At 72.7% G+C, this 25982-nt stretch carries 23 protein-coding genes; 8 read left to right on the top strand and 15 right to left on the bottom strand.

Annotation, left to right across the window (positions count from 1 at the left end):
* Window positions 1–165: 165 nt before the first annotated feature.
* Window positions 166–798, top strand: coding sequence for an LPXTG cell wall anchor domain-containing protein (locus ACPPVO_RS06725; protein WP_426510386.1), 633 nt, complete (start codon window positions 166–168; stop codon window positions 796–798).
* On the opposite strand, the gene ACPPVO_RS06720 is transcribed toward ACPPVO_RS06725, so the two are convergent.
* On the bottom strand, window positions 785–1210 hold the full coding sequence (locus tag ACPPVO_RS06720) for a hypothetical protein (RefSeq protein WP_426510385.1): 426 nt from the start codon (window positions 1208–1210) through the stop codon (window positions 785–787). The two genes, ACPPVO_RS06725 and ACPPVO_RS06720, sit on opposite strands and share 14 nt — an antisense overlap.
* Window positions 1211–1269: 59 nt before the next feature.
* Between ACPPVO_RS06720 and ACPPVO_RS06715 the strand changes: the two genes are divergently transcribed.
* Window positions 1270–2094 carry a DUF72 domain-containing protein gene (locus ACPPVO_RS06715; RefSeq protein ID WP_426514555.1) on the top strand — a complete coding sequence of 275 codons (825 nt, stop codon included), beginning with the start codon at window positions 1270–1272 and terminating at the stop codon, window positions 2092–2094.
* On the opposite strand, the gene ACPPVO_RS06710 is transcribed toward ACPPVO_RS06715, so the two are convergent.
* Window positions 2053–3144 (bottom strand): winged helix DNA-binding domain-containing protein, encoded by a 1092-nt coding sequence (locus ACPPVO_RS06710; protein WP_426514554.1) that lies wholly within the window; start codon window positions 3142–3144, stop codon window positions 2053–2055. The two genes, ACPPVO_RS06715 and ACPPVO_RS06710, sit on opposite strands and share 42 nt — an antisense overlap.
* 198 nt (window positions 3145–3342) lie before the next feature.
* Between ACPPVO_RS06710 and ACPPVO_RS06705 the strand changes: the two genes are divergently transcribed.
* Window positions 3343–4476, top strand: a complete 1134-nt coding sequence (locus tag ACPPVO_RS06705) for an alpha/beta fold hydrolase (RefSeq protein WP_426510384.1) — start codon at window positions 3343–3345, stop codon at window positions 4474–4476.
* Window positions 4477–4796: 320 nt separating this feature from the next.
* On the opposite strand, the gene ACPPVO_RS06700 is transcribed toward ACPPVO_RS06705, so the two are convergent.
* Genes ACPPVO_RS06700 through ACPPVO_RS06675 form a run of 6 tightly spaced genes read right to left on the bottom strand, consistent with a single transcriptional unit; the run spans window position 4797 to window position 10883 of the window.
* A complete protein-coding gene (locus ACPPVO_RS06700) occupies window positions 4797–6020 on the bottom strand; it encodes a glycosyl hydrolase (RefSeq protein ID WP_426510383.1) in 1224 nt (407 codons plus the stop codon).
* Between the two features lie 35 nt (window positions 6021–6055).
* Entirely contained in the window at window positions 6056–6844 is a 789-nt protein-coding gene (locus ACPPVO_RS06695) for a carbohydrate ABC transporter permease (protein WP_426514553.1), read from the bottom strand.
* 23 nt (window positions 6845–6867) lie between these two features.
* Entirely contained in the window at window positions 6868–7776 is a 909-nt protein-coding gene (locus tag ACPPVO_RS06690; protein ID WP_426510382.1) for a carbohydrate ABC transporter permease, read from the bottom strand.
* On the bottom strand, window positions 7776–9197 hold the full coding sequence (gene ngcE, locus ACPPVO_RS06685) for an N-acetylglucosamine/diacetylchitobiose ABC transporter substrate-binding protein (protein ID WP_426510381.1): 1422 nt from the start codon (window positions 9195–9197) through the stop codon (window positions 7776–7778). The genes ACPPVO_RS06690 and ngcE overlap by 1 nt, the downstream gene beginning before the upstream one ends.
* Before the next feature lie 19 nt (window positions 9198–9216).
* The gene (locus ACPPVO_RS06680) at window positions 9217–9939 is read right to left on the bottom strand and encodes a sugar isomerase domain-containing protein (RefSeq protein ID WP_426514552.1); all 723 of its coding nucleotides are present in this window, start codon (window positions 9937–9939) and stop codon (window positions 9217–9219) included.
* A 26-nt stretch (window positions 9940–9965) separates the two neighbouring features.
* Complete coding sequence (locus ACPPVO_RS06675; RefSeq protein ID WP_426510380.1) at window positions 9966–10883, bottom strand: MurR/RpiR family transcriptional regulator; 918 nt, start codon at window positions 10881–10883, stop codon at window positions 9966–9968.
* Window positions 10884–10979: 96 nt separating this feature from the next.
* On the opposite strand from ACPPVO_RS06675, the gene ACPPVO_RS06670 reads away from it, so the two are divergent.
* Complete coding sequence (locus tag ACPPVO_RS06670; protein WP_426510379.1) at window positions 10980–11873, top strand: N-acetylglucosamine kinase; 894 nt, start codon at window positions 10980–10982, stop codon at window positions 11871–11873.
* Between the two features lie 218 nt (window positions 11874–12091).
* Here ACPPVO_RS06670 and ACPPVO_RS06665 read toward each other — a convergent pair whose 3' ends face one another.
* Window positions 12092–13945 carry a LamG-like jellyroll fold domain-containing protein gene (locus tag ACPPVO_RS06665; protein ID WP_426510378.1) on the bottom strand — a complete coding sequence of 618 codons (1854 nt, stop codon included), beginning with the start codon at window positions 13943–13945 and terminating at the stop codon, window positions 12092–12094.
* Window positions 13946–13956: 11 nt separating this feature from the next.
* The gene (locus ACPPVO_RS06660) at window positions 13957–14583 is read right to left on the bottom strand and encodes a hypothetical protein (RefSeq protein ID WP_426510377.1); all 627 of its coding nucleotides are present in this window, start codon (window positions 14581–14583) and stop codon (window positions 13957–13959) included.
* Between the two features lie 56 nt (window positions 14584–14639).
* On the opposite strand from ACPPVO_RS06660, the gene pepN reads away from it, so the two are divergent.
* Window positions 14640–17054: an aminopeptidase N gene (gene pepN, locus ACPPVO_RS06655; protein ID WP_426510376.1), complete on the top strand. Its 2415-nt coding sequence runs from the start codon at window positions 14640–14642 to the stop codon at window positions 17052–17054.
* Between the two features lie 145 nt (window positions 17055–17199).
* Here pepN and ACPPVO_RS06650 read toward each other — a convergent pair whose 3' ends face one another.
* Window positions 17200–18279: a glycosyltransferase gene (locus tag ACPPVO_RS06650; RefSeq protein WP_426510375.1), complete on the bottom strand. Its 1080-nt coding sequence runs from the start codon at window positions 18277–18279 to the stop codon at window positions 17200–17202.
* An 87-nt stretch (window positions 18280–18366) separates the two neighbouring features.
* Here ACPPVO_RS06650 and ACPPVO_RS06645 point away from each other — a divergent pair, with 87 nt between their 5' ends.
* Window positions 18367–18723, top strand: a complete 357-nt coding sequence (locus tag ACPPVO_RS06645) for a YciI family protein (RefSeq protein ID WP_360368825.1) — start codon at window positions 18367–18369, stop codon at window positions 18721–18723.
* A 177-nt stretch (window positions 18724–18900) separates the two neighbouring features.
* A complete protein-coding gene (locus ACPPVO_RS06640; protein WP_426510374.1) occupies window positions 18901–20151 on the top strand; it encodes an RNA polymerase sigma factor in 1251 nt (416 codons plus the stop codon).
* A 7-nt stretch (window positions 20152–20158) separates the two neighbouring features.
* Here ACPPVO_RS06640 and ACPPVO_RS06635 read toward each other — a convergent pair whose 3' ends face one another.
* The 4 genes from ACPPVO_RS06635 to ACPPVO_RS06620 form a co-directional block, all read right to left on the bottom strand.
* Complete coding sequence (locus ACPPVO_RS06635; RefSeq protein ID WP_426510373.1) at window positions 20159–21286, bottom strand: DUF4236 domain-containing protein; 1128 nt, start codon at window positions 21284–21286, stop codon at window positions 20159–20161.
* A 382-nt stretch (window positions 21287–21668) separates the two neighbouring features.
* Window positions 21669–22361, bottom strand: coding sequence for a DUF2306 domain-containing protein (locus ACPPVO_RS06630; protein WP_426510372.1), 693 nt, complete (start codon window positions 22359–22361; stop codon window positions 21669–21671).
* Window positions 22362–22433: 72 nt separating this feature from the next.
* Complete coding sequence (locus ACPPVO_RS06625) at window positions 22434–23096, bottom strand: response regulator (RefSeq protein ID WP_426510371.1); 663 nt, start codon at window positions 23094–23096, stop codon at window positions 22434–22436.
* A complete protein-coding gene (locus tag ACPPVO_RS06620) occupies window positions 23068–24423 on the bottom strand; it encodes an MFS transporter (protein WP_426510370.1) in 1356 nt (451 codons plus the stop codon). Before ACPPVO_RS06620 ends, ACPPVO_RS06625 begins: the two co-directional genes overlap by 29 nt.
* A gap of 132 nt (window positions 24424–24555) precedes the next feature.
* Here ACPPVO_RS06620 and ACPPVO_RS06615 point away from each other — a divergent pair, with 132 nt between their 5' ends.
* Window positions 24556–25917: an FAD-dependent monooxygenase gene (locus ACPPVO_RS06615; RefSeq protein ID WP_426510369.1), complete on the top strand. Its 1362-nt coding sequence runs from the start codon at window positions 24556–24558 to the stop codon at window positions 25915–25917.
* Window positions 25918–25982 lie beyond the last annotated feature (65 nt).

Below are 25982 nucleotides of genomic sequence, written 5' to 3'. Positions count from 1 at the left end.
TCACCGCATCGGGTGATTAAGCGAGCCATAGATCTCCATTATTTTTTCGGAGAATCCGGACAAAAACGGACCAGTCGCAAATTTCCATGCGTCGCTGACTGTCGCCACCGTGGCCATCTGCTCTATGTTGTGTCGTCGCTAAGTTCCACCCCGCTAGGAGACGACGTGAAAAAGACGCTGTTCAGGAGGGCTGCCGTCGGCGTTTTCGCCGCCGCCGCCACCGTCGGCCTATCGACCCTCTTCGCTTCCCCGGCGAGCGCGCATGATGCGGGCCCGTTCGGCAAGTCGGATTGCGGCGACAACGGCACCTACACGGTGACCTGGACCGTCCAGAACGACTACCCGAAGTCCGTCGACATCAAGAACATCTCGATCTTCCCCACGAACGAGACGCACGCGGCCATCCACCTGGCGGCCCAGGGCCAGCCCGGTGACAAGGCCAGCTTCACCACCACGTACAGCGGCGACACCAAGAACGACCTCGTGCTGCACGTGACCGGCCTGTGGGCCGACAACTACCAGCACTCCTTCGACAGCCCGAAGGTGACCCTCAGCGGCAACTGCAAGCCGACGGAGCACACGCCGTCGCCGTCGAAGTCGCCCTCGAAGCCGGCGACGCCCGAGGCGTCCAGGCCGGCGACGCACGCGCCGTCGGTCTCGCCGAGCCCGAGCCTGCCGGTCACCGGCTCGTCGAGCACCCTCCCCATGGTCGGCACGGGCGCGGCCCTTGTCGCCGGGGGCGCGGCACTGGTCTTCGCGATCCGCCGCCGCCGGAACATCACCTTCACCGCCGAGTAATCTCGCTTGGCCTTGTAGAGGCGCCCCCGCTCCTGGAGCGGGGGCGCTTTCTCGTGCCCGTGCTCGTCGCCTTCGCCTTAGCGCCGCGCGCCTCGCCTTCGCGCCGCGCCCCGCCTTCGCCTTCGCGCCGCGCCCCGCCTTCGCCTTCGCGCCGCGCCCCGCCTTCGCGCCGCGCCCCGCCTTCGCCTTCGCGCCGCGCCCCGCCTTCGCCTTCGCGCCGCGCCCCGCCTTCGCCTTCGCGCCGCGCCCCGCCTTCGCCTTCGCGCCGCGCCCCGCCTTCGCCTTCGCGCCGCGCCCCGCCTTCGCCTTCGCGCCGCACCGCGCCTCGCCTTCGCTTCAGCGTCGCGCTCCTCGCCGGAGTGACCGCTCGGCGTTCGCCGCTGCCCGCCTGGGTACCGTGTTCGGCGAGCACCCACGACCCGCCGGAGGACGAACGCCTTGACCACGCCCGCGTTGCACGTCGGCTGCGCTATGTGGACCCTCAAGGCGTGGCAGGGCCGGTTCGTCGAGCACCCGCTGCCGGCCGGGGAGCGCCTGCGGGCGTACGCGGGCTGGTGCAACGCGGTCGAGGGCAACACTACGTTCTACGCGACGCCGAGCCGCGAGACCGTGCACACGTGGGCGCAGCAGACCGATCCGGACTTCCGCATGGTGCTCAAGCTCCCGCGGCCGGTCACGCACGAACACCGCCTCGGGCCCGGCGGAGAGGCGGACCTGCGCGCGTTCCTCGACGCGATCGAGCCCCTCGGGGCGCGGGTGCACGCACTGTGGGTACAGCTGCCGCCGTCTTTCGCCCCGGCCGACGTGCCGGCGCTGGCCGGGTTCCTGCGCCGGCTACCGTCGCAGTACCACTGCGCGGTGGAGGTCCGCCACCCCGACTTCTTCGCCGGCGCCGCGCGGACCCTGGAGGACGCCCTGGCTCCGGTCGGCGCGGAGTGGGTCCCGTTCGACACGACCGCGTTCTTCGCCGCGCCCCCGACGAGCGACGCCGAGCGCGACGCGTGGACGAAGAAGCCGCGACTGCCCCGCCGCACTGTCGCCCTGACGTCGCGGCCGATCGTCCGGTACCTCGGCCGCGACGCCCGCCAGGAAACCGTCGACGGCTGGCCGGGCTGGGTACGCCAGGCCGCACTCTGGCTGCGCGAGGGCCGCTCCCCCACGTTCTTCATCCACACGCCCGACAACGCCGACGCGCCCCAACTGGCCCGAGACTTCCACGCGGCCGTGCGCGCCCTGGTGCCGGACCTGCCCCCGCTACCGGATCCGGACCCGGTCGGCCCCCTGACCCTCTTCTAGGAACGCGAGCAGCCGCTCCCCTTCGGCCACAACGGCGGCGGGGTCGCGCAGCGGCCGGAACGGTTGCACCTCCAGCGTTCCGCGCTCGACCGCCCAGGTGCCGGCCACGAACCCGTCTTCGAGGAAGGTGGGTCGGACGATGGAGTACCCGGGGCAGATCAGCGCCCGGTCGCCGGGCTCCCGGATGATGCGCGACCGGTCCTCGTGGCTGAGCACGAGGTTATCGAACTCGGGGAGGAACCGCACGGGTACGGCGTCGTCCTCATCGGGGTCGGCGAGTTCGAGCGCGGGGAGGTCGAACAGCTCCCGCCCGGCGTCGTCGACGTATACGCGGAGCTGAGCGCGCATTGCCTCGACCTCCTCGCGTACGCGGCGCAGCCCCGACCAGTTCTGAAAGTCCGCGGCGGTGGCGGGCCCGCAGCCGGCGAGGTACCGCCGGAACAGCTCTTGAACGTACGCGTCTCCGCGCACTGTGCCTTCTACGCCTTCACCGCCTTTGCTGTCTCCGCCGCCTTTTCCGTCTCCGCCGCCTTCTCTGTCTCCGCCTTCTCTGTCTCCGCCTTCTCTGTCCTGGCCGGCTTCTCTGCCCTCACCGCCTTCTCTGTCTTCACTGGCGAGGGGCGCCCCGATCCAGTCTTCAGCGAGCGCGACATGCACATGCCCACGCCGCCGCCAGATCCCGGAGGGCGGCGGATGCACGAGGGCAAGCTGATGCTGCGCAGCCCAGGCGAGCGCAATCGTCTCCCGCCCCGGGTACCACTCCGCAAGCGCCCGAGCCAACTGCGGCCGAGTCATCGTGCGCCCGGCGAGCACGTCCCGCGCATGCTGCGTGAGCTCGGCGAGATCGATCCCCTCAAGCTGCCGCCGAAACGCGGAAAGCCCGAGATTCCCCATACGCCGGGCCAGGAGCGGCCGCATCCAGAGATAGTCCGCGGCAACACAGAGGTGCTGGGTACCGCGCAACAGCCCCCCACGCACAACACTCCGATCATGCAGCGCCTGAATAAGCTGCGCATGCCCAAACCCACCTAAACGCGCCCAAACCCCCACATAAGGCGCGTCAACTTCCTGGGCCTGAACAGCCACAACACGCCGAACAACCTCAGCCACGGTCCGAGGCCCAGCGCCGATGAGCAGCTGCCGCCGCAGATACGTCCGATTGAGCGCCCGCAATGAGATCCGCACACAGCCGACCGTACGGCCAAATGCGGCCACTCTCTGACCGCTACTACGGGGTACAGCTGAGACATGACAATCGTTACCGAGGGCGACCCAACCGCACCCGCGTACGTCTTCCTGCACGGCTGGCCGGAAACGCCCCACTGCTGGCGCGAGGTCATGCACCTGGCCGCAGCGGACGGCAACTTCGCCGTGGCGCTCGACCTGCTGAACCTGACCCGCCGAGCGACGTCCAGCCACACCTCCATCGCCGCCGCGAACAACATCGAAGCCGGCCACACCACCGCCACCGGCAGGGGCACGGACGCCAGCCACAACGCCGCCGCAGGCAGCGGCATCGACGCCAGCTACAACGCCGCCGCCAGCCACAACACCACCGCCGGCAACAGCACCGACGCCAGCCACACCACCACCGCCGTTAGCGGTGCCAGCCACAACGCCCACGCGGGCAACAGCACCAACGCGAGCCCCGCCACCGACAGCACCGACGCCAACGAATCGGCCGCCGAAACCAAGGCCGACCCAGCCAACGAAACCCAGGCCGACCCGGCCGGCGGAACCAACGGCGCCCCGGCCGACGGAAGCAAAGCCGCCCTAGCCGCCGCCGTACGCGAGGCGCTGCAACCCCTCGGCCTCACCGACATCACCCTCGTCGGTCACGACTGCGGCGGCATGGTCACGTTCGCCTACCTCCGCGCGTACGGCCAGGAGCTGCGCCGCGCCGTCATCATGAACACCGTCGTGCCCGGCGTCGAGCCGTGGGAAGAGGTGCGGCGCAACCCGTACATCTGGCACTTCGGGCTGCACGCGGTCCCCGGCCTCCCCGAGCTGCTCGTCCGTGGCCATGAGCGCGCCTACTTCGACTACTTCTACGACGTCCTCTCCCCCGAGCCCTCCGCGGTGCCGGACGAGGCGCGCGCGGTCTACGCCGCCGCCTACGCCGCGCCCGGGGCGCTCGAGGCCGGGTTCTCGTGGTACCGGGCGTTCCCCGCCGACGCGGCCGACAACGCCGGGGCCATCGACGTGCGCACGCCGCTGCTGTACCTGCGGGGCGAGCTCGAGGGCGGGGACATCGCGGCGTACGCGGCGGGGTTCCGGGCGGCCGGCGTCAGGGACGTGGCGACCGGGGTGATCGAAGGAGCTGGGCACTTCACGCCGGACCAGGCGCCGGCGGAGGTCTGGAGACTGATCACAGCAAGGTGAGACGAAGAAGAGAGAGGTGGGGCAGAAAGAGAAACAGATGAACGCGGGTCGCGCGTGCTGTTCCGATTGCTCAAGTTTACCCGTCCCCAAAAAATCCCACCGCCCCCAAAGCCTTGATCGACCCGCAGCGTGAGCAGGCGCCGACACAGCGCAGGCAGGAGGACGGGCCGGCGCCCCCAAGAGCCCAAAAGCCCACAAGAGCCCAAGAAACCCCCAAGAGCCCAAGAAGGAGCCAGCGCCCCCGAGAAAAGAGACGGGCCGGCGCCCCCGAGAAAAGAGACGGCGCCGGCCCGCGCGAAAACAGAGCGAAAAGACAAACCTCAGCAGTGGCCGAGGTCCTCCCAGTTGGCGGTCCAGCCGGGCTCCGAGCCCTGCGTCCACCACTTCGCGCGCCACAAGTGCTTCCCCTGCCCCGATCCCGGGCCGTTCGGGTTGCCGTTGGCGCTCTTCTCGTGCTTGACCGTCTGCCCGGCCGTGTAGATGCCGTTGATCGACCACTCCGGAGCCGTGGCGCAGTTCGTGGCCGGCGGCGTGGAGGTGGACGGGGATGGGGACGGCGATGACGACTGGGACCGGGACGGAGAGGCGGACGTGGAGCCGGAGGGCGTCACGCACGGGCCGGACGCGTCCACGGTGTCGGTGAACGCGTTGCCCGCGCTGCGGTAGGCGGCCGCCTGTGACGTCGCCTGGCTCGGGGTCAGGACCTGGTTCTTCGCGTACAGCACCCAGTCGACCTGCTGGATGTAGGTCGAGAGGCCGCCGGTGTGGGCCGCGGTGTCGATGAACCACAGGTTCCAGTTGATGGTCATCGTCTGCCGCGGGTAGAACTTGCCGGAGTGGTCGCCCACCTGGGCGCCGTCGATGTAGTAGATGACGTGCCCGCCGGAGACGGTGATGACCAGATCGTGCCAGCCGTCGAAGCTCTGGCGCTCCTCCGAGTGCACGTTGTCGGCGTACCACGGGTCGTTGCGGTACGTGTACCAGGTCGTCTGGTAGTTGATCGGCCCGGTCTCGCCCCAGCCGCCGTTGGGCAGGTACTCCGAGAAGTCCAGCTCGCTGTAGGTGGGGTCGAGGTCGCCGTTGAGCGGGCTGATGGTGAAGAACGTCTCGTTGATGTGATCGCCGTCGTTACCGGAGACAGGCGTGTCGGTGAAGCGGATCCGCGAGGCGTAGGTGCCCTCGAGGTACCGCTTCTGGGCGGTGTAGAGCTCGGCCTGGTTGGTTCCCCCGCCGGTCCCGTCCGTCGAGGCGGTGAGCTGCATGACCTTCTGGCCGCCGTTGGTCGGGAAGGTGATGCTGTTGGCCGACCAGGTGGCGCCGGGAACGCCCGGGCCGCCGGTGTAGGTGCGCGGCACCCACCCGTGCGCGGTCAGCGACGCGTCGGAGGACGAGCCGTAGTTGAAGTCGTCGAACAGGTACCCGCAGTTGTTCGCGGCGGCACTGGCGGTGCCGACGGTGGCCGCGGTGAGTGCGACTGCGCCCGCCGCGCCGGCCAACGCGATGGCGGACGCGATCGCTAGAGATCGACGTTTACCGATGGACATGGATAGAGTCCTCCCCATCAATCCTGAAGAACCTGCTACTTGACCGCGCCGGCGGTCATACCGGCGCGGATGTGCCGTTGGAACGCGACGTAGGCGATGAGCACCGGCAGCATGGCGATCGTGAGGCCGGCGAACAGTCCGCTCCAGTCGCTGCGGTAGCCCTGGCTGACCGACAGGGAGGCCAATCCCTGCGCCAGGACGTACCGGTCCGGGTCGGGGTTGAGAACCAGCGGGAGCAGGTACTGGTTCCAGAGCCCGAGGAAATTGAAGATGCCGACGGCGACCAGGCCCGGCCGGGCCATCGGCAGCATCACGCGGAAGAACACCCCCGCGTGCGAGCAGCCGTCCATGAACGCGGCCTCGGCGACCTCGTTGGGCAGCGTGCGGAAGAACGCGTGCAGGAAGAAGACCGTGAACGGTGTCGCGTAGGCGGCGTAGACCAGGATCAGCCCCTGGTAGGTGCCGAGCAGGTGCAGCTGCTGCACGACGAAGAACAGCGGCACGAGCGCCAGGAACACCGGGAAGAACATGGCCGCGACGAAGACGTAGTAGACGAGCCGGTTGCCCCGGAACTCGTACCGCGCCAGCGCATACGCCACGAGCGAGCCGAGCAGCATGGTGAGCAGCAGCCCGCCGCCCACGACGATCAGGCTGTTGAGGAAGTACCGCCCGATGTCGGCCTGGTTCCAGGCCCGCGACCAGTTCTCGAAATGCGGCCGGGACGGTACCGACCAGGGGTCGTTGAGGATCTCGTTGTCGGTCTTGAACGAGCTCAGCACCGCCCACAGCAGCGGCAGCGCGGTCACCACGCCCCAGCACAGCATCGCCACATGCGGCAGCACACGCTTCACGCGAGCTCGACCCTCTCCTTGCGGCCCGCCCGCAGGGCGAGCACGGCCAGCGTCAGCGTCGCGAAGAACAGCGCGACCCCCATCGCCGAGGCGTAGCCGAACCTGGCGTAGGTGAAGGCGCTGCGGTACAGCGACAGCCCGATCACCTCCGTGGCTCCGTCCGGACCGCCGGGCCCGACCGTCATGACCTGCACGACGGCGAACCCGTCCAGCGCCCCGATGCCCAGGTACACGAACGCGACCTGCACCGTGTCGCGCACGAGCGGCAGCGTCACGTTGCGGAACGTCGCCCAGCTGCCGGCCCCGTCCAGCAGCGCGGCCTCGAACAGCTCCTTCGGGATCGAGTCGATCGCCGCGCTGAACAGGACCATGTAGAACCCGACCGACGACCACACCAGCACGGCCATCACGGCCGGCAGGGCCAGGGACGGCTCGCCCAGCCAGCTGCGCGCCGCCGAGCCGAGCCCGACCGCCCGCAGCGCCCCGTTGAGCAGGCCGTTGTTCGGGTTGTAGATGAACTGCCACAGCACGGCGACGATGACCAGCGACAGCAGCTGCGGGAAGAAGTACACGATCTGGTAGACGCGGGAGCCCGCGATCCCCCGGCGCCCGTCGCGGCCGCCCAGGTGCAGCATGCTCGCCAGGAACAGCCCCAGGCCGATGGTGACCAGGGGGATGACCACGAGCATGACCGCGTTGTTGCGCACCGCATCGAGGAACAGGGAGTCGCCGCCGAGGCGGGCGTAGTTGCCCGCCCCGACGAAGTGCGCCTCGCCGGCCACGCCGGTCCAGTCGGTGAGCGAGAGGTAGAACGCCTGCGCGTACGGGGACAGCACGAACAGCACGTGCAGCACCAGTGCGGGCAGGAGCGCACCGAGGAGGAACCGGAGCCGACCGTGTTTCATCAGCGGGTGTACTTCTTGACGCCGGAGTCCTTCGCGAGCGCGTCGGCCGCCTTCTGAACCCGCTCGGCCCACTCGGCGGCGGTGGCGCGCTTGTTGACCAGCTCGCCGGTCGCGTCGTCGACGGCCTTGGCCAGCGGGGCGTACCAGGTGCGGAACCGGAACGTGAAGGCCTCCTTGCCGGCCGCCTTGATCGCGTCGCTGGTCGAGCCGAGGCCGCTGCTCAGGGTGAGCCCGTCGGTGGCCCCGGCCACGGCCGGCAGCGTGCCCGCGGACTGCGCGAACGCCTTCGCCGACTGCTTCGAGAACAGGATGCGCAGGTACTCCATCCCGCCCGCGGCGTTCTTGGCCTTCGACGGCACCAGGAACGACTCGGAACTTGCCGCCTGTACCGCCGCCGCGCCCATCTTGTCGCTGCCGGTGCGCGCGGGCACCGCGCCCATCACCATGTCGAAGCCGCTGGGAGCGACGCCCTTCTGCTCGCTCTCCAGCCACGAGCCGCAGGGGATGAACGCGGCCTTGCCCTGGCACCACGCGGCCTGCGCCTCGGTGTGGGACAGGGCCTCGGAGCCGCTCATGATGTACCCCTTGGCGGCCAGCTCCGCGAAGGCCTCCGCGGCGGCCTTGAGCCCGTCGGCCTTCCACGCGTTCGGCTCGAGGTTGTCGACGCTCTTGAGCAGCGCCTCGCCGCCGATCTTGGCCGCCATGGTGAGCAGCGGGTCGTTGATGTACTCGGGGTACTTGCCCTGGTAGGTCCACGGCGCGACGCCGGCCGCCTTGATTGTCGCGCAGAGGGCGAGCATCTCGTCCCACGTCTTGGGGTACGCCCAGCCCTTGCTCGCGAACAGCGGCTTGGAGTACCACAGGCCCCACACGGTGTAGGTGAAGTTCAGCGTGAGGACCTGCTTGTCGAAGGTGCCGTCGTCGACGACGCCGGGCAGCAGCGTGTCGCGCACCTTGGTGTTCGGGTCGTCGAAGGACGGGGCGTCGAGCAGCTCGGTGAGGTCCGAAAGCTGCCTGGTGCCGACGAGCGCGGCCAGGTCGAGCCGGCCGGCGCCGGTGTTGTCGACCACGTCCGGGGGCGTGTTGGCCACGAACCGGGGCTGCAGCGCCTCGCCGACCTTCTGGATGCCCTTGTGGTCGATCGTCGCCTTGGCGTACTTGCCCTTGTAGAGGTCCTCGGCGTGCTTGGCGTAGTCGTCGCCGTAGCCGCCCTTGAAGATGACGACCTCGAGCGGGGCGTCGTCCTTGACCCCGAGCGGGTTGTCGGAGCTCTTGTTGCCGGTGTTGGCCGCGGGCCTGTCGTCGTTCCCGCCGCCGGTGACACAGGCGCTGAGCAGCGGCGCGGCGATGGCAACGCCGGCGGCACCCTTCAGGATCGAACGGCGGCTGGGATACGGTGGGGTGAGAGGTGAGGGGTTCATGGCAAGGCTCGCTCTCCTTTTATGCGGTACGCCGGATGCGCCCGGCGTACCGCGCTTCAAGTGCTGCGTTGTGCTCCCGTCCGCCCGGCACGTTGTCGGACAGGTAGACCGGCGGCGTGACGCCGAGGGCCAGCAGGCGCGCCACCACCTCGGTGACGATCTGCTGGGCGAGCAGGGCCGCCGTGATCGAGGAGACCGCCCCGACGGCCCCGCCGCCGGGCAGCGGCAGCGACGCGTCGCCGTAGGGGGCGCCGTTGTCGAGCACCACGTCGGCCAGGTCGGCGAGCTTGCGGCCGCTCTCGTGGCGCGAGTCGACGCGCGCGGAGTGCTCCAGCGACGTGATCGCGATGAGCGCGTGCCCCCGCTGCTTGACCAGCTGCGCCATCTCCACCACGGCCCCGTTGACGCCGGAGTTGGAGGCGATGACGAACGTGTCGTCGGGCTTGACGGGGGCGAGGTCGTAGAGGCGGTGGGCGACGCTCGGGGTCCGCTCCAGCTGCGGGTCGGCCAGGGCGCTGAGCGGTTCGCCGCCGTAGAGCACGATGTCGCGCAGGGCGATGCGGTTGGTGGGCACGAGCCCGCCGGCCCGGCCCGCGATCTCCATGGCCAGCGCCTCGGAGTGCCCGCAGCCGAACGCCTGGATCACCCCGCCGGCCTGGATCGTCGCGGTCATCAGGTCGGCGGCCGCGGCGACCCGGTCGCCCTGGGTGGTGCCGACGCGCTCGATGGCGGCCCGGATCACCTCGACGTAGTCGGCACTTCTGATGGTCACAGCGGCTTGTCCCTCCGTGGTCGCTTGCGGGTGTTGGTCGTGTCGGGCAGCCGGTGCGCGTCGACGGCGCGCACGGTCAGCTCGAGGGCCTCGGCGGTGCGCTCGTAGGTGCGCTGCGCCACCGCGACGTAGATGAGGTCCAGGACCAGCAGCTGCGAGTGCAGCGCGGAGAGGGCCGCCACCCGGAAGGTGGTCTCGTGGACCGAGGTGGTGAACACGACGTCGGCCACCTCGGCCAGCGGCGAGCGCCCGAACGACGTCACCGCGACGGTCGTCGCGCCGTGGTCGGCGGCCTCGGCGAGGGTCTCGATGACCTCGCGGGTGCGCCCGGAGTGCGACAGCCCGATCGCGACGTCGCCCGGGCCGAGCAGCGCCGCGTTGGTGAGCGCGGTGTGGCTGTCGGAGCGGTACCAGACCGGCACGCGGATGCGCTCGAGCCGGAAGGCCATCTCCCGGCCGGCGGTACCGCTGGAGCCGAACCCGAAGATCTCGACCCGCCCGGCGCCGGCGATGGCCTGCGCGACGCGCTCGACGGCGGCGACGTCGAGCCCGGCCGCGGTCGCCTGGATCGCCCGGGTGTCGGCGGCGGTGATCACCCCGAGCACGTCGCCCAGCGGGTCGCCCGGCGCGATGTCGCCGCTGATGTCGGTCTCCCAGCGCGCCTGCTCCGCCCGCCCGGTCTCGGTCGCGATGGCCACCCTCAGGTTCGCGTACCCCTTGAAGCCGAGCGTCCGGCTGAACCGCGTGACGGTCGCCGTCGAGGTGCCCGAACGCTCGGCGAGGTCGACTATGCTGGCGTGCGCCGCCGTCTCGGGATCTTCGAGGATCGTCTCGGCGATCTTGGCCAGGGCGTCCGGCATCGTCGGCCCCTCGATGCGGAGCCGACCCAGCAGCCCGCCACTCTCACCGGTCAACTTCGGTCATCCTTTTCATCGTTGTGCCTTGGCGATGAAAATTACGACCACTTCAACTTCTAGTCAATAAGCATTTTCTATGTTTCCATCGACGCCATGGCAGTCGTGGTTGGCGTGGACGCCGGCGGGACGTCGTCGAAGGCGGTGGTCGTCGACGAGACGGGCACCGTGCTCGGACGCGGGTCCGCCGGCCCCGGCAACCCGGCCGCGAGCGGTCCGGCGGCCGCGCACGCCATCGGGTCGGCGCTGCGGGCCGCGCTCGGGCCGGCCCCGGCGACGGTGACTTCTGGGGTGGTCGGCGTCGCCGGGGCCAGTGCCCTGGCCGACCCCGCGATCGCGGCCGCGTTCGCGGCCGAGTGGGCGCGGCTGGGCGTGACCGGCCCGATGACGATCGTGGGCGACGCGGTCACGGCCTTCGCGGCCGGCGGCGACCGCGCGTCCGGGGCGGTGCTCATCTGCGGCACGGGGGCGGTCGCGGCGCTGGTCGACGGCCTGGAGGTTACCCGCGTCGCCGACGGGCTGGGCTGGCTGCTCGGCGACGAGGGCTCGGGGCTGTGGCTGGGGCTGCAGGCGGTCCGGCGGGCGGCCCGGCGCTGGCCGACGCCCCTGGCCCGGCGGGTCGCGGCGCACGCGGGCGTCGCGAGCGCCGACGAGCTGGTGCACTGGGCGCAGGCGCTGCCGCCGTTCGGCGCCCTCGCGCCGGTCGTGTGCGAGCTGGCCGAGGCCGGCGACCCGGACGCCACGGCGATCGTGGAGGAGGCCGCGACCCGGCTGACGGCCACGCTCGACGAGCTCGGCGCGCCCGGGGCCCCCGTGGTGCTGGGCGGCGGGCTGCTCGTGGCCGACACCCCGGTCCGCCGCGCCGTCCTCGCGCGGCTGCACGAGCGCGGCGCCGAGGTGGGGACCGCGGTCGACCCGGCCCTGGGGGCCGCCCGGCTGGCCCTGCGTCAGGCCGCCGGCACGGTGACCGCCCCGTCGAGGATCGCGTAGCGCGCGGCCCGTCGCCGATACCCCGGTCCGCCGCACCGCCACGAACGCGGCGCACGACGCGCCGTCACGACCAGCGCCACGAGCACGGCGGCGAAAGGCGGTCGTCAGGCGGGTACCGATGCCGAATCGGCGCACCCTGAACACCCCTCACGGGAGACGTCGGTGGCGCGGAACCGGCGCCACCGACCGCCCGATCGGCCCCCGAGGGGCCCGCTTGACTAGAAGGTCGTGAGGAAGTCGCGCACCGGCAGCGCGGCCGCGGTGATGCGCACGTCGCCGATCCAGCCGTAGAAGCCCTGCGAGAACTGCTCGGCGAACTGGGTGGCGCCGATCACGAACGGCTTGCCGAGGGTCGTGATGCCCTTCGACGGCTGGGTCGGGTTACGCACGATCGGCGAGCCGTCGACGTACACCACCGTCCGGCGCGCGTCGTTCACCACCGCGAGGTGCATCCAGCGCCCGACCGGCAGCGCGTGGCTCCACGACGTCGGGTCGGCGTCACGGTCGGTGGGGTAGACCACGAACTGCAGGAACCGCTCCGGCGACAGGTTCAGGCTGCACGTCGGCTCCTCGGTCGACCAGCCGCTGGTCTTGCCCGCGTCGCCGTTGCGGCCCTCCCACGACAGGATGCCCATCCACGCGTGGTCGCCCTCGAACGGTTCCGGGAACTTCACGAACGCCTCGATGGTGTAGCCGCGCTCGAACCGGTTGGCGTTGATCGGGGCCTTCGCGACCGCCTCCAGGATGGCGCCGCGGTCCGGGGACTTGCCGCCGTCGAAGCGCAGGCTCGCGTGGGCCGGCGCGCCGAGGTGGTGCTCGGCCGACCACGTGAGGGTGCCGGCGGCGCTGTCGTGCAGGCGCTTCACGACGAGGTCGTTGCCCTTGCCGGTCAGGTCCTTGACGACGGTACCGTCGGGAACGGCGCCACCGGCGGTGGGAAGGCCGTTGACGTCGAAGCGCCAGTAGGCGGCGGTGTCGCGGCCGATCACCGCGGCGGGCGGGCGCGGGCCGGGCGGCGTCACCGGGGCGAAGCCGGCGAACCGGGCCGCGAAGTCGATCTCGAGGCTGAACCGGTCGGCCGGACCCGTCAGCTCGATCGTCTCGGCCTCCAGCGGGTTGCGCTGGTGCGGGTCGCGGCGCAGGAACCACGGCGAGAACGTCTCCACGTCGACGGCGCCGCGGGCCAGGTCGAAGCGGTAGAGCCGGATCATGCCGGCGCCGCCGTAGTAGCGGTCCTGGTAGTTGGTGATGTGCACGTGCACGTCGTGGCCGGCGTCGTTGCGCAGCACGGTGCGCCCCGGCGGCCAGAAGTGCCCGTTGAGGGTGAGGAAGATCTGGTCGTTGCGCTTGATGAACCGGTCCCACAGCCGCTGGCCGTAGTCCGACAGGTGCGCCTGGCCGTTGTCCTCGGACCAGGCCAGCTCGTGGGTGGTGAGGATGACCGGCAGCGTCCGGTGCTGGTCGAGCACGGCCTGCGCCCACGCCAGGCCCTTGTCCGACACCCGCCAGTCGAGGGCCAGGACCAGCCACTGCCGCCCGGCCGCCCGGATCGTGTGGAAGCTGTTGTACCCGTCCGGCGACGCCCCGCCGAAGGTCGGCATCGCGCTGAAGCGCTTGGCCGCGGCCCCGAACGCGCGCAGGTACGCGGAGTCGCCCCGCTGGTCGTCGGTGGAGCCGTTGACGTCGTGGTTGCCGGCCAGGACGCTGTAGGGCATCCGGCCGTCCAACGCCCGGAACGTCTCCGAGGCGAGCCCGATCTCGTGGTCGCTGCCGTGCTCGGTCACGTCGCCGAGGTGGGCCATGAACAGGATGTTGCTCTCGGCCCGCTCGCGCAGCAGGTACTCGAAGGTCTCCCGCAGCGGCTCGGGGCGGGAGCTGTCCTCGTCGAAGAGGTACTGCGTGTCCGGCAGCACGGCGAGCGCGAACCGCGGGACGCCGGCGTCGGTGCCCGGCCCGCGCGTCTCCGGCGCGGCCCCGGCCTCGGTGGTGGTCGCGGCCAGGACGGCCCCGGCCGCGGGAACGGCGACGGCGGCCTGCAGCAGCGCCCGCCGTCCGAATTGCCCTTCAGTCATACCGGCGACCCTTATGTCGGCAGCTGACGATCCGGTGCCGGGGAGCCGAACGCCCATCGAAGTTTGTTGACTGAAACGGCGACCAGGTAGAGCACGACGGCGTTGAGGCAGTGCCAGGCCCAGTGCAGGCCGGCCGGGACCTGGTCACACAGGGGTTCATCGAGCGTGCGCAGGGTGAGCGAGACGGCGAAGACGACCGCGGCGACGCCGAGCGGCCGCGAACGCAGGGCGACGGCGAAGCCGCCGAGCCCGAGCAGTGCGGGCAGATAACCGCCGAGGGTGTACTGCCGCCCCGCGAGCCCGAGCAGGACGTCGACGGCCACGGCGAACACCAGGAACGCGGGCGCGGCCAGCCAGGCCCTCCCCGGTCCGGCCCCGAGCCCGTAGCGGGCGAGCAGCACCACGGCGACGAGCACGAACACCAGGATCGACAGCGAGTCCAGGGCCGCGGTGAAGCCGTTCGCGAAGGTGTGGAACGACGGGCTGCACAGCCCCACGACGCCGAGGATGATCGGCAGGGTCCGGTGCCGGGTGCGCACCAGGAGCACCGCGCACGCGACGAGGAAGGCCGCGTTGGAGACGGCGTTCAGGGGTTCGGCCCACAGGCCCGGGCCGAGGCGCTCGCAGTACCCGTCCACGGGCCGAAAGCTAGCCCCCGCAGGTGACGGCGGGGCGAGCGGGTAGCGTCTGGATCATGTCGAGCCTGACCCGACGGGAGGCGATCGAGCGCGCACGGCTCATCGCGGTGGACTCCTACGACATCGAGCTGGACCTGGGCCCCGCCTCGTTCGAGTCGCGCACGGTGGTGCAGTTCCGCTGCTCCTCCCCCGGCGTGTCGACGTTCGCCGAGGTCAAGGGGGCTCAGGCGGTACACGCGACGCTGAACGGCCGCGAGGTGCCGGTCGTGGACGGCCGGGTCGTGCTGGCCGGGCTGGCCGCCGAGAACCGGCTCGAGGCCGGGTTCACCGCGCCGTACCCGGCCAGCGGGGAGGGCATCCTGCGCTTCGTCGACCCCGAGGACGGCGAGACGTACCTCTACGGCCAGGCCCCGCTCGACGACGCGCAGCGCATGTTCGTCTGCTTCGACCAGCCCGACCTCAAGGCGCCGATGACGCTGACGGTCCTCGCACCTGCACAGTGGACGGTCCGGGCCAACGCGCCGGTGCGCTCCGGCGGCGACGGGCGGTGGGAGTTCGCGCCGACGCCGCCGCTGTCCACCTACCTGTTCAGCTTCCTGGCCGGCCCGTGGCACGTGCTGGAGCGCGCGCACGACGGCATCCCGCTCGGGCTGCTGTGCCGGCGCAGCCTCGCCCCCGCGCTCGACGCCGATGCGGAGGAGCTGTTCGGCGCGACCGCGGCCGCGTTCGACCGCTACCACGAGCTGTTCGGCGTGCGGTACCCGTTCGCCAAGTACGACCAGGCGTTCGTCCCCGAGTTCTCCGGCGGCGCCGTCGAGAACCCGGCGCTGGTGAACTACCGCGAGGAGTTCCTCTTCCGCGCGGGCGCCACCGACAGCGACCGGCACCGGCGCTTCGTGGTGATGGCGCACGAGATGGCGCACATGTGGTTCGGCAACCTCGTGACGCTGCGCTGGTGGGACGACGTGTGGCTCAACGAGGCGTTCGCGGAGCTCATGGGCTGGCGGGTCGCGGCGGAGACCGGGCGCCATCCGACGGCGCTCGCGGACTTCGCGATCTGGCGGGAGCGGTGGGGGTACCTCGCGGACCAGCGCCCCTCGACCCACCCGGTCGCCCCGGAGGACGTCGCGGACACGGCGGTGGCCTTCCAGAACTTCGACGGGATCTCCTACGCCAAGGGCGCCGCGGCCCTGCGCCAGCTGTCGGTCCTGCTCGGCGACGACGTGTTCCGGGCCGGCCTGCGCTCGTACTTCGACCGCTTCCGCTTCGCCAACGCCGACCTCGCGGACTTCCTGGGCGTCATCGGCGCGGCGGCCGGCCGCGACCTGACCGGCTGGGCGGAGCTGTGGCTGCGCAGCACCGGCGCGAACACCCTGCGCGCGGTCGCGTCGCGCGACGCGGCGGGCCTGGTCGTCGAGCAGTCGGGCCGGCCGCTGCGCCCGCACCGGCTGACGGTCTCGGCGTACGCCTCGGACGGCTCGGTCCGGCGGGTGCCGTTCACCATCGACGGCCCGGACGCGGTGGTCCCGGGCGTGGCCGCGCCCCCGTCGGGCACCGTGCTGCTGCTCAACGACGGCGACGAGACCTACGCGAAGATCCGCTTCGACGGCTTCAGCCGCGCGGCCCTGCCGGCGGTGCTGCCGGACCTGGAGGACCCCCTGGCCCGGGCGGTGATCTGGACCGCCGTGACCGACGCCGTCCGCGACGGCGAGATGGCCCCGCCGGAGTTCCTGAACCTGCTGGTCGCGGCCCTGCCGGCGGAGCGCCAGGAGGGCATCTTCGAGGAGGTCGTGACCTTTGCGCGCGACGCCCTGGCCCGCCGCGGCCTGATCCCGTTCGCCCCGCTGGCCGAGGTGTGCGCGGCCGCGCTGGCCGCCGCGGCGCCGGGCTCGCCCCGCCAGCTGGCGACCGCGCGGGCACTGTCCACAGTGGCCGATGCGCCGCTGCTGCGGGCGTGGCTCGCGGGCGGCCCCGGCGCCCCCGACGGCCTGGCCATCGACGCCGACCTGCGCTGGTCCCTGCTGCTGCGCCTGTGCGCCCTCGGCGACGCCACCGCCGAGGAGCTCGCCGCCGAGGAGCGCCGCGACCCCGGCGCGAAGGGCGCCGAGCGGGCCGCCGCCGGCCGCGCCGCCCGCCCCGACGCGGAGGCCAAGGCCGCGGCCTGGCAGACCCTGGTGCACGACCCCAACCCCCGCCTGGCCGTCGCCAACGCCGAGGCGTTCTGGCAGCCGGGCCAGGAGGCCCTCACCGACGCGTACGCCGAGCGCTACTTCGCCGACGTGCCCGCCATGCTCGAGGGGCGCTACCTGCTCGCGGCGCTGAAGGTCGTCCGGTTCGCCTTCCCGCTGTACTCCGCGCGGGCCCTCGCCCCGGCCGAGGCGATGCTGGGCCGGACCGACCTCGACCCCCTGCTGCGCCGCGAGATCGCCGACGGCACCGACGAGCTGCGCCGCTGGGCCCGGGACGCCTGATCCCTGCGCGAGCCTCACGCGCGCCGCGTCTCCAGGCGGGCGCCGCGGCTCGGCGTCTCCAGGCGGGCGCTGCGGCTCGGCGTCTCCAGGCGGGCGCCGCCGCGGCTCGGCGTCTCCAGGCGCGCGCCGCCGCCGCGGCTCGGCCCTACGCGCCCAGCGTCTCCAGGTGCGCCACCACCTCGGCCGGGTCGGGCATCGCCGCGACCTCGCGGCGCAGTGCCTCGGCCGCGGCCGCGTACGACGGGTCGTCCAGCACCGTGCGCAGCGCCGCGGCCGCGTCCGCGGGCGTCGCCGTCACCGCGTCCAGGACCACCGCCACGCCCAGCTCGGCGCAGCGGTCCGCGTTGTCCGGCTGGTCCGCGCCCATCGGCACCAGCACCATCGGCAGCCCGTGGGCGAGGGCGCCGAGCACCGTACCCGAGCCGGCGTGCGCCACGACCGCCGAGCATCGCGGCAGCAGCGAGGCCTGCGGCACGTACCGCTCCACGCGCACGTTCGCCGGCTGCGGCCCCAGCTCGGCCGGGTCGATCGCCGGGCCCACCGTCACGACCAGCGAGACCGGCAGCGTGGCGAAGCCGGCCAGGAGGCGGGCGAAGAGGTCGCCCGACTCGGTGTTGAAGATCGTGCCCAGCGTGAAGTACACGGTCGGCGGGCTCGTCGGGGCCGGCGGCACGGGCGGGAACGGGCGCATGAGCTGCGCGGCCGGGCGGAACGTCGGCGGCGCCGGGGAGATCACCAGGTGCCGGTCGAGCATCGCGAGCGACGGGTCCGCGGGCAGGCCGTACACCGCGCGGGTCTCGTCCAGGACGGCCGCGAGGCCCGGCGGGCGGCCGAAGGTGCCCGCCGCCAGTACCACCACCGAGGCGTGCGGAAGGCCCAGCGACTCGGCGGCGATCATGCTGCCGAAGTCGGCGTCGTCGCAGACGACCAGGTCCGCGCGCCACCGCGCGGCGACCTCGCGGGTCGTCGCGGCGCGCTCGCGGGCGATCCAGCCGCCGAAGCCGTCGCGGAACTCGCGCGTCTCGCGTTCGCGGTCGAGCGCCAGCAGGGGGCGGCGCTCGTTCGGCGCGTCCGTGCCGGCCGGGAAGCCCTCGAAGCCCGCCGGGAGCCCGCCGGGCCGTCCGGTGAACGCGACGGCGTGCCCGCGCGCGGCGGCGGCGCGGGCGAGCGGGAGCAGCGGCTGGACGTGGCCGCTACCGCCGGCGAACCCGAAGAGGATGCGCATGAAAATCTCTCCGTGGGTGTTGTCGAAAACCGCCGACCGAGTTCGACGCGGTGGTGAAGGCTACAGAAACCACGAAGGGGACCCGAAATGCGCTTCATGATGATGCACAAGCTGGACGACTCGAACCCGGCGATGTGGCAGCCCACCCCCGGCTTCATCGAGAAGTTCGGCAAGTACATGGAGGACGTCAGCAAGGCCGGCGTGCTGCTCGCCGCCGAGGGCCTGCTGCCGAGCTCGGCCGGGGCCGCGACGATCACCAAGAAGGACGGCGAGACCACGGTCGTCGACGGGCCGTTCGCGGAGGCCAAGGAGGTCATCGGCGGCTTCGGCATCGTGCAGGTGCGCGACCAGGCCGAGGCGGTCGAGTGGGCCCGCCGCTTCGCCGACCTGTTCGACCACGACATCGAGATCGAGGTGCGGAAGGTCAGCGAGTACGAGGGGTAGGGTCTGTTTCACCACTGGGGTGGGAGCGAGGCGGAGTCCAGATTTCGTCTGCGTGCCTCCCGCGGAGGCCCGGCTACCGGTGTTGTAACCGGGTCTTCGCGGGAGGTGCGCAGGCGGGATCTGGGCCCGCCGCAGCCCCGCCTCAGTTGTAAAACAGATCCTGGCTATGTTGGCCGGGTGAGCAGTGCGGGTACCGATGCGAAATCCGCGGTCGAGGCGGTCTGGCGGATCGAGGCGGCGCGCGTGATCGCGGGCGTCGCCCGGCTCGTCGGCGACGTCGGCCTCGCGGAGGAGCTTGCGCAGGACGCCCTGGTCGCGGCGCTGGAACAGTGGCCGGCGGAGGGCGTCCCGCGCAACCCCGGGGCGTGGCTGATGACCACGGCGAAGCGCCGCGGGATCGACACGATCCGGCGCCAGCAGGTGCTGCAGAAGCACCTGCCCGCCCTGGCCGGCGAGGAGCGCCTCGACGATCCGGCGCTCGACGCGGTCCTCGAGGACGAGCCCATCGACGACGACCTGCTCCGCCTCATCTTCACCGCGTGCCACCCGGTGCTGAAGCCCGAGGCGCGCGTGGCCCTGACGCTGCGCATGCTCGGCGGCCTGTCCACGGACGAGATCGCCCGCGCGTTCCTGGTCCCGGACGCGACCGTCGGGCAGCGCATCAGCCGCGCCAAGAAGGCCCTGGCCGACGCGCAGGTCCCGTTCGAGCTGCCCACGGGCGCGGCCCGCACCGAGCGCCTGGCCTCGGTACTGGAGGTCATCTACCTCATCTTCAACGAGGGCTACTCCGCCACCGCCGGCGACGACTGGATGCGCCCCGCCCTGTGCGAGGAGGCGATGCGCGTGGGACGCGTCCTGGCCGGCCTCATGCCGGCCGAGGCGGAGGTGCACGGCCTGGTCGCTCTCCTGGAGATCCAGGCCTCGCGCGCGGCCGCCCGCACCGGCCCCGACGGCGAGCCGATCACCCTGCTGGAGCAGGACCGCCGCCGCTGGGACCGCCTCCTCATCACCCGCGGCCTCAAGGCGCTGGACCGAGCCGAGCAGCTCGGCGGCGGCACCTACACCCTGCAGGCCGCAATCGCCGCCTGCCACGCGCGCGCCCGCACGGCCGCGGAGACCGACTGGTCGGAGATCGCGCGCCGGTACGCCCAGCTGTCCGACCTGGCCCCGTCCCCGATCGTCGAGCTCAACCGAGCCGTGGCGGTCTCGATGGCCGACGGCCCGGCCGCGGGCCTGACCGTGCTGGAGCCGCTCCTGCAGGACAAGGCGCTGCGGGGGTACCACCTCCTGCCCTCGGTACGCGCCGACTTCCTGTTCCGCCTGGGCCGCCGCGACGAGGCCCGCACCGAGTTCGAACGTGCCGCCTCGATGACCCGCAACGAACGCGAGCGGGCCCTGCTCCTGTCCCGCGCCGAGTCCTGCGCCTGACCGCCCGTCACCGGCCGGCGGCGAGGTCCTCCAGATCGACGATCCGGACGAGCGCGGCGATCTGAGGCTCGGCGCGCAGGTCGACCGGCGCCAGGTCCCGGGTGCGGCCGGCCTGCTTCACCAGGCTCTCCCGCGCCACCATGTCGAGGATCTCGACCGAACCGGCGTCGGCCCAGCGCACGCCGTGCAGCGCGGTCCGCTCGACGGTGAACGCGGCCAGGCACGGCATCGACGGCCGCCCGTACACGTCGCGACCGTCGTTGCGCAGCACCACCACCCGTGCGGCCGCGAGCCCCGGCGCGGCCGCGAACGTCTCGCGCAGGGTCACGAGCACCTGCCCGCACGCGAACTGGGTGTAGTAGTTGGCCTGGGCCGTCTGGGTGATCTTCTTGAGCGTCAGGTTCCCGGCCGCGGTCTGGGCCGGCATCTGCTCCGGGATCGCCTCGGCCGCCGGCGGCACCACGAGCACCAGCGACACTTCGGAGCCGTCGACGCCGACCGGCGCGGCGGTGGCCTCGTTGTCCTCGAAGGCGTCGGCCAGGGCCTGCAGCACCGTGCCGGGGTCGTTGGCGCACAGCGCGTGCCAGTACCGGTCGAGCTGCTGCTGCCACCCGGCCCGCTCGGCCCGCAGACGCTGCCACTGGCGCTCGACCTCGGCCGCGGCCCATCCGGCGGCGGTCTGCCGCGCGGCGGCGCGTTCGGCGCGGCTGAACAGCCCGACGCCCGTCAGCGCGTGCCGCTCGAAGTGCGCGTAGACCGCGTCGCGGTCGGGCGCGGCCGGCTCGGGCGCGACCGGCCGCTGCGCCGGCGGAAAGTCCACACGGTGCAGCGCGAGGATGCGCAGGAACGCGTCGGCGAGCTCCCGGGCGAGCGCCTCCTTCTCGGCCTGGACGGCCTGGCGCCGTTGCGCGGCGAGCTGCCGCTGGTACGACGCCCGGGCCGACGCCGCCGTCCGGCGCCCGCCCCGCCGTCCGCCGATGGACGTCGAAGCGCCGAACGGTCCGATGCCGCTGGACACGCCGAGGCGTCCCCCTCCGAGGTGCACGCGCGCGATGCGCGGGCCGATGCTGGTTCGCAGGCCTCGCGACGACAGCCGCAGCCGCACGCCGGGCATGAGCTTGACGGAGAACCCCACGGACGCCCACCGTACGGCGGCCGGAGCCGGCATGGATCCGCCGTGCGCCCGCCGCTGTGCTCCGGTCGGCGGATGCCGAGCGACACCCGTGCGGCGGATGCCGGGCGGCGTCCGTGCGGGCCTGGCATCGGCCGATGCCGTTGGACTCGCGGCCCGGCGCGGCGGCCGTCCCGCTGCGGCCGGCGCCCGTGCTCGAGAGCTGGAACGCGGCCGGCCACGACGATCAGGTGCGCCTGCGCGCGTCGCAACTTCGCCGTGAGTGCGCGGCGGAACTGGGCGGCGCTGTGGAAGCCCGCCGTCGACGCGCTCGGGCCGGTGCTCGGCGTGCGCGACCCGCCCCGGCCGTTCAGGCCCGTCGACGACACGCTCGGGGACGCGGTCGTCATCGAACACTGGTGGTCGGGACGGCCGCCGGGCGGCGGCTTGGGGCCGTGCGGCGGATGATGATCTCGGCGATGGCGAGGTTGAGCACCCAGGCGGAGATCATGGCCACGCAGCGCCAGGCCGGGTAGTTCGGGCCCGCCGGGTCCAGCGGCAGCAGCGGCAGGCTCGTGAAGACCTGTGTGCCGGCGCCCATGGCGATCGCGTAGGCGCGCAGCATCCACGCCTTGTGGGTGTGGAAGTCGCGGCGGCGGATCGCGGCGAAGCCGAGGACGATCGAGGCCAGCATGAGGGTGCCCACGACGTAGCGGGCCGCGTTGGTGACGGCGTTGTCGCTGTCGGGCAGGTCGTAGAAGGCGGTCATCCACAGGCCGGACAGGGCCACCGCGAGGCCCGCGACCGCGACCACCCGGCCGCTGATGCGGTGCCACCGGCGGTGCCGTTGCCGGAACCGCGGGGCGAGCTGCAGGGCGCCGAGGAACGCGAACAGGACGACCGCGACGATGTGGACGAGGACCGGAGCGGGCTGGTCGACGAAGCGGGCGTTGGCGGCGGTGCGCTCGACGCCGCCGGTGAGCTGGGCGGCGCGCACGCCGCCGGCCAGGGACGGCACGAGGGCGAGCAGGAACAGGCCGGTGATGATGGGCCAGTCGCGGCGCGGGCGGCGGCGGGGCGGGGCGGCAACGGTCGTCATGAGCATCGATGGTGGGCCGCGGGCGCGGAGAAAACATCGGTCCGCGGACCGGCGCCGGAGCCGTACCAAAGTTCAGGTGCCGGGTCGTACCCGGTTGGTCTCGTACGCCCACATCGCGATCTCCACCCGGTTGCGCACGCCGAGCTTGAGCATCAGCGCGGTCACGTGGGTCTTGACGGTGCTCAGGGTGATGAACAGCTCGTCGGCGATCTCGTTGTTGGTGCGGCCCCGGGCCACCCGGGCCAGCACCTGCTCCTCGCGCTCGGTGAGCGCGTCGACGGGCTGGCGGGGCGGGGCGGCGGGGCCGTTGTCGGCGAAGGCGCGCAGCAGCCGGGTCGTGACGCTGGGCGCGATGAGCGCGTCGCCGTTCGCGGCCGCGTGCACGGCCTGGGCGAGCAGCGCCGGGCCGGCGTCCTTGAGCAGGAAGCCGCGGGCGCCGGCGCGCAGGGCCGCGTAGACGTACTCGTCGAGGTCGAACGTGGTGATGACCACGACGGCGAGCGGGTCCTCGACGTCCGGCCCGGCCAGCAGCCGGGTCGCCTCCAGCCCGTCCATGGTCGGCATCCGCACGTCGAGGAGGCTGACGTCGGGGCGCAGCCGCCGGGCCAGCTCGACGGCGCGGCGGCCGTCGGGGGCCTCGGCGACCACCTCGATGTCCGGCTGGGCGTTGAGGATCATCGTCAGCCCGGTCCGGACAATCTCCTGGTCATCCGCGACCAGCACCCGCACGCTCACCGGCCAATGCTACGGGCGGCGCCGTACCGTCAGATCCGCCGAAAGTACGACCGGCCAGGGCGAACCCGCCGAGCGCGGGGACGAGCGCGACCGCGAACGCGGCGAGGTACGCGACCGGGCCCGCATCGACGAGCGCGGCGAACAGGGAGCCGCCGGCGGCGAGCGCGGTGGTGGTGAGCAGCGCGTCGGCGACGGCCAGGGCGGAGCTGTTCGCGCCCTGCTCGGCCGGGCCCGACAGGCGCAGCACGAGCGCCGCGGTGCCCGGGGACACCAGGCCCATGCCGAAGCCGGCGAGGCACCAGCCGGCGACGACGACGGCCAGCGGTACCGCCGCCGCAGTCACCGCGGTCGCGGACACCACGCCGGCCGCGACGGCCGCGGTGCCGAGCCGGAGCCGGGCCGTGTCGGAGAACCGCTGCCCCGGCCGCGCCTGGATCCACGAGCCGCCGGACCAGAAGAGCGCGCCGACGGTCACGCTGAGCCCGGCGAGGGCGGGGCTGAGGCCGCGCTCGCGGGTGAGCAGCAGCGGGATGAAGACGTCGCCCAGCATGAACGCGGCGCCGGTCAGCCCGCGCAGGAGCACGACGCTGGGCAGGCCGCGGGCGCCGGTGAAGGCCCCGGGCGGCAGGAGCCGCCGGCCGCACACCGCGACGATCACGACCCCGGCCCCGAGCAGCGGCAGCGACTCCTGGCCGCCGACGTAGAGCACGAGCGCGCCCACGGCGGCGCCGAGCGCCCACCAGGTACGGCCGCGCTCCGCCGAGCCGGAGCCGCCGGAGATCACCGAGACGCGGGGCCAGACGACCGCCATGGCGGGGACCGCCGCGAAGACGACAAGCAGGAAGACCCAGCGCCACCCGATGTACTGCACGATCGCCCCGGCCACCGCGGGCCCGGCGATCGCCGGCAGCACCCACGCGGCCGACATCATCGAGAACACGCGTGGATGCTCGGCCGCGGGGTAGGCGCGGCCCACGACGACGAACAGCGCCACGTTGACCAGGCCGCCGCCGAACCCCTGCACCAGCCGCCCGAGCACGAGCACCCACATGGACGGGGCCAGCCCGGCGAGGAGCAGTCCGGCGGCGAACAGCGCCACGCCCACCGCGGCCGGGCGCGCGGGGCCGGCGCGGTCGCACCACGAGCCCGCGAGGACCATGCCGACCACGCTGGTGGCGAGGGCGCCCCCGAAGGCGAACCCGTAGAGCGGGAGCCCGTCGAGGGCGCGGGCGACCGAGGGCATGGCGGCGGTGACCGCGACCGCCTCGAAGGCGACCAGCGTGACCAGGGTCACCAGGCCGGCGGTGAGCGTGCGTCTGTTCTCCACGCGGCCCAACGTCGCACCTCAACACGGCTTCAGGTCAAGCCGCCGGGCATTTCAGCACCCGTTGACATCGTGCGCCGCGTATGCCAACAATTGTTTGCCAACACTTGTTGGCAAACGGACCGAGGAGGAGTCATGAAGACCGTCATCGCCGGGGCCGGCCCCACCGGCCTGCTGCTCGCCGGTGACCTCGCCGCCGCCGGCGGCGAGGTCACCGTGCTGGAGCGGCGCTCGGAAGAGTCCAACCTGACCCGCGCGTTCGCGGTGCACGCGCGCACGCTGGAGCAGTTCGACGCCCGGGGCATCGCCGAGGACGTCATCGCCACCGGGACGAAGGTGGAGCGGCTGCGGCTGTTCGGCCACGTGTCGGTGGACCTGGGCACGCTGCCGTCGCGGTTCCCGTACGTGCTCATCACCCCGCAGTACAACGTCGAACGCATCCTCGAGGAGCGCGCCGTCAAGGCCGGCGCGCGGATCGTGCGCGGCACCACGGTCACCGGCGTGCGCCAGGACGAGCACGGCGTCGAGGTCGGCACCGACGGCGGCACCCACGCCGCGGACTGGCTGGTCGGGGCCGACGGCGCCCGCAGCGCGGTGCGCCGGGCGCTGGGCCTGGACTTCCCGGGCCGGTCCGCGGTGCGCTCGCTCATGCTCGCCGACGTCCGGATGGCCGAGCCGCGGGCCGACGTCATCTCCGTCAGCGCGGTCGGCTCCGCGTTCGCCTTCGTGGCCCCGTTCGGCGACGGGTGGTACCGCGTCTTCGCCTGGAACCGCGAGCACCAGGTCGCCGACGACGTGCCGCTGGAGCTCGAGGAGGTCCGCGCCACCGTCCGGGCGGCGTTCGGCACCGACTTCGGGCTGGGCGAGTGCCGCTGGCTGTCACGGTTCCACAGCGACGAGCGGCAGGTCGAGCGGTACCGCACCGGCCGCGTCTTCCTCGCCGGCGACGCCGCCCACGTGCACTCCCCGGCCGGCGGCCAGGGCATGAACACCGGCCTGCAGGACGCGGCCAACCTCGGCTGGAAGCTCGCCGCGGCCGGTGCGGGCTGGGCGCCGGCCGGGCTGCTCGACACGTACCAGACGGAGCGGCACGCCGTCGGCCGGACGGTGCTGCGCTCCAGCGGCGGGCTCATCCGCCTCGCGCTGCTGCACTCCCGCGGCGCCCGGCTCGGCCGCGACGTGCTCGGCGGGCTGGCGCTGCACGTGCCGGCGGTGCAGCGGAAGCTGACCGGCACCGTGTCGGGGATCGGCATCGACTACGACGACGCGCCCCGCCAGGCCGACCTGGAACTCGGCGGGGTGCGGCTCTACGAGCGGCTCCGCGCGGGCCGCCACGTGCTGCTGGCCCCGCGGGCGCCGGAGGGGTACGACGGCCGCCTCATCCACGTCCGCCACGAACACTGCGCGCTCGTGCGCCCCGACGGCTACACCGCGTGGACGGGCACCGAGGGAGACGTCGCCGTCGCGCTCCGCGCGCATCTGGGGGACCCTCGGTGATTCCGGACACCTCGATATGACGATCCCTTGACATGGGAGCGTTGATCGATGTGTCATGCCCGTCA

Origin of the sequence: Dactylosporangium sp. McL0621 (assembly GCF_049995355.1) — a bacterium.
Classification (GTDB): domain Bacteria; phylum Actinomycetota; class Actinomycetes; order Mycobacteriales; family Micromonosporaceae; genus Dactylosporangium.
This window is presented reverse-complemented; position numbering and strand designations above follow the sequence as displayed.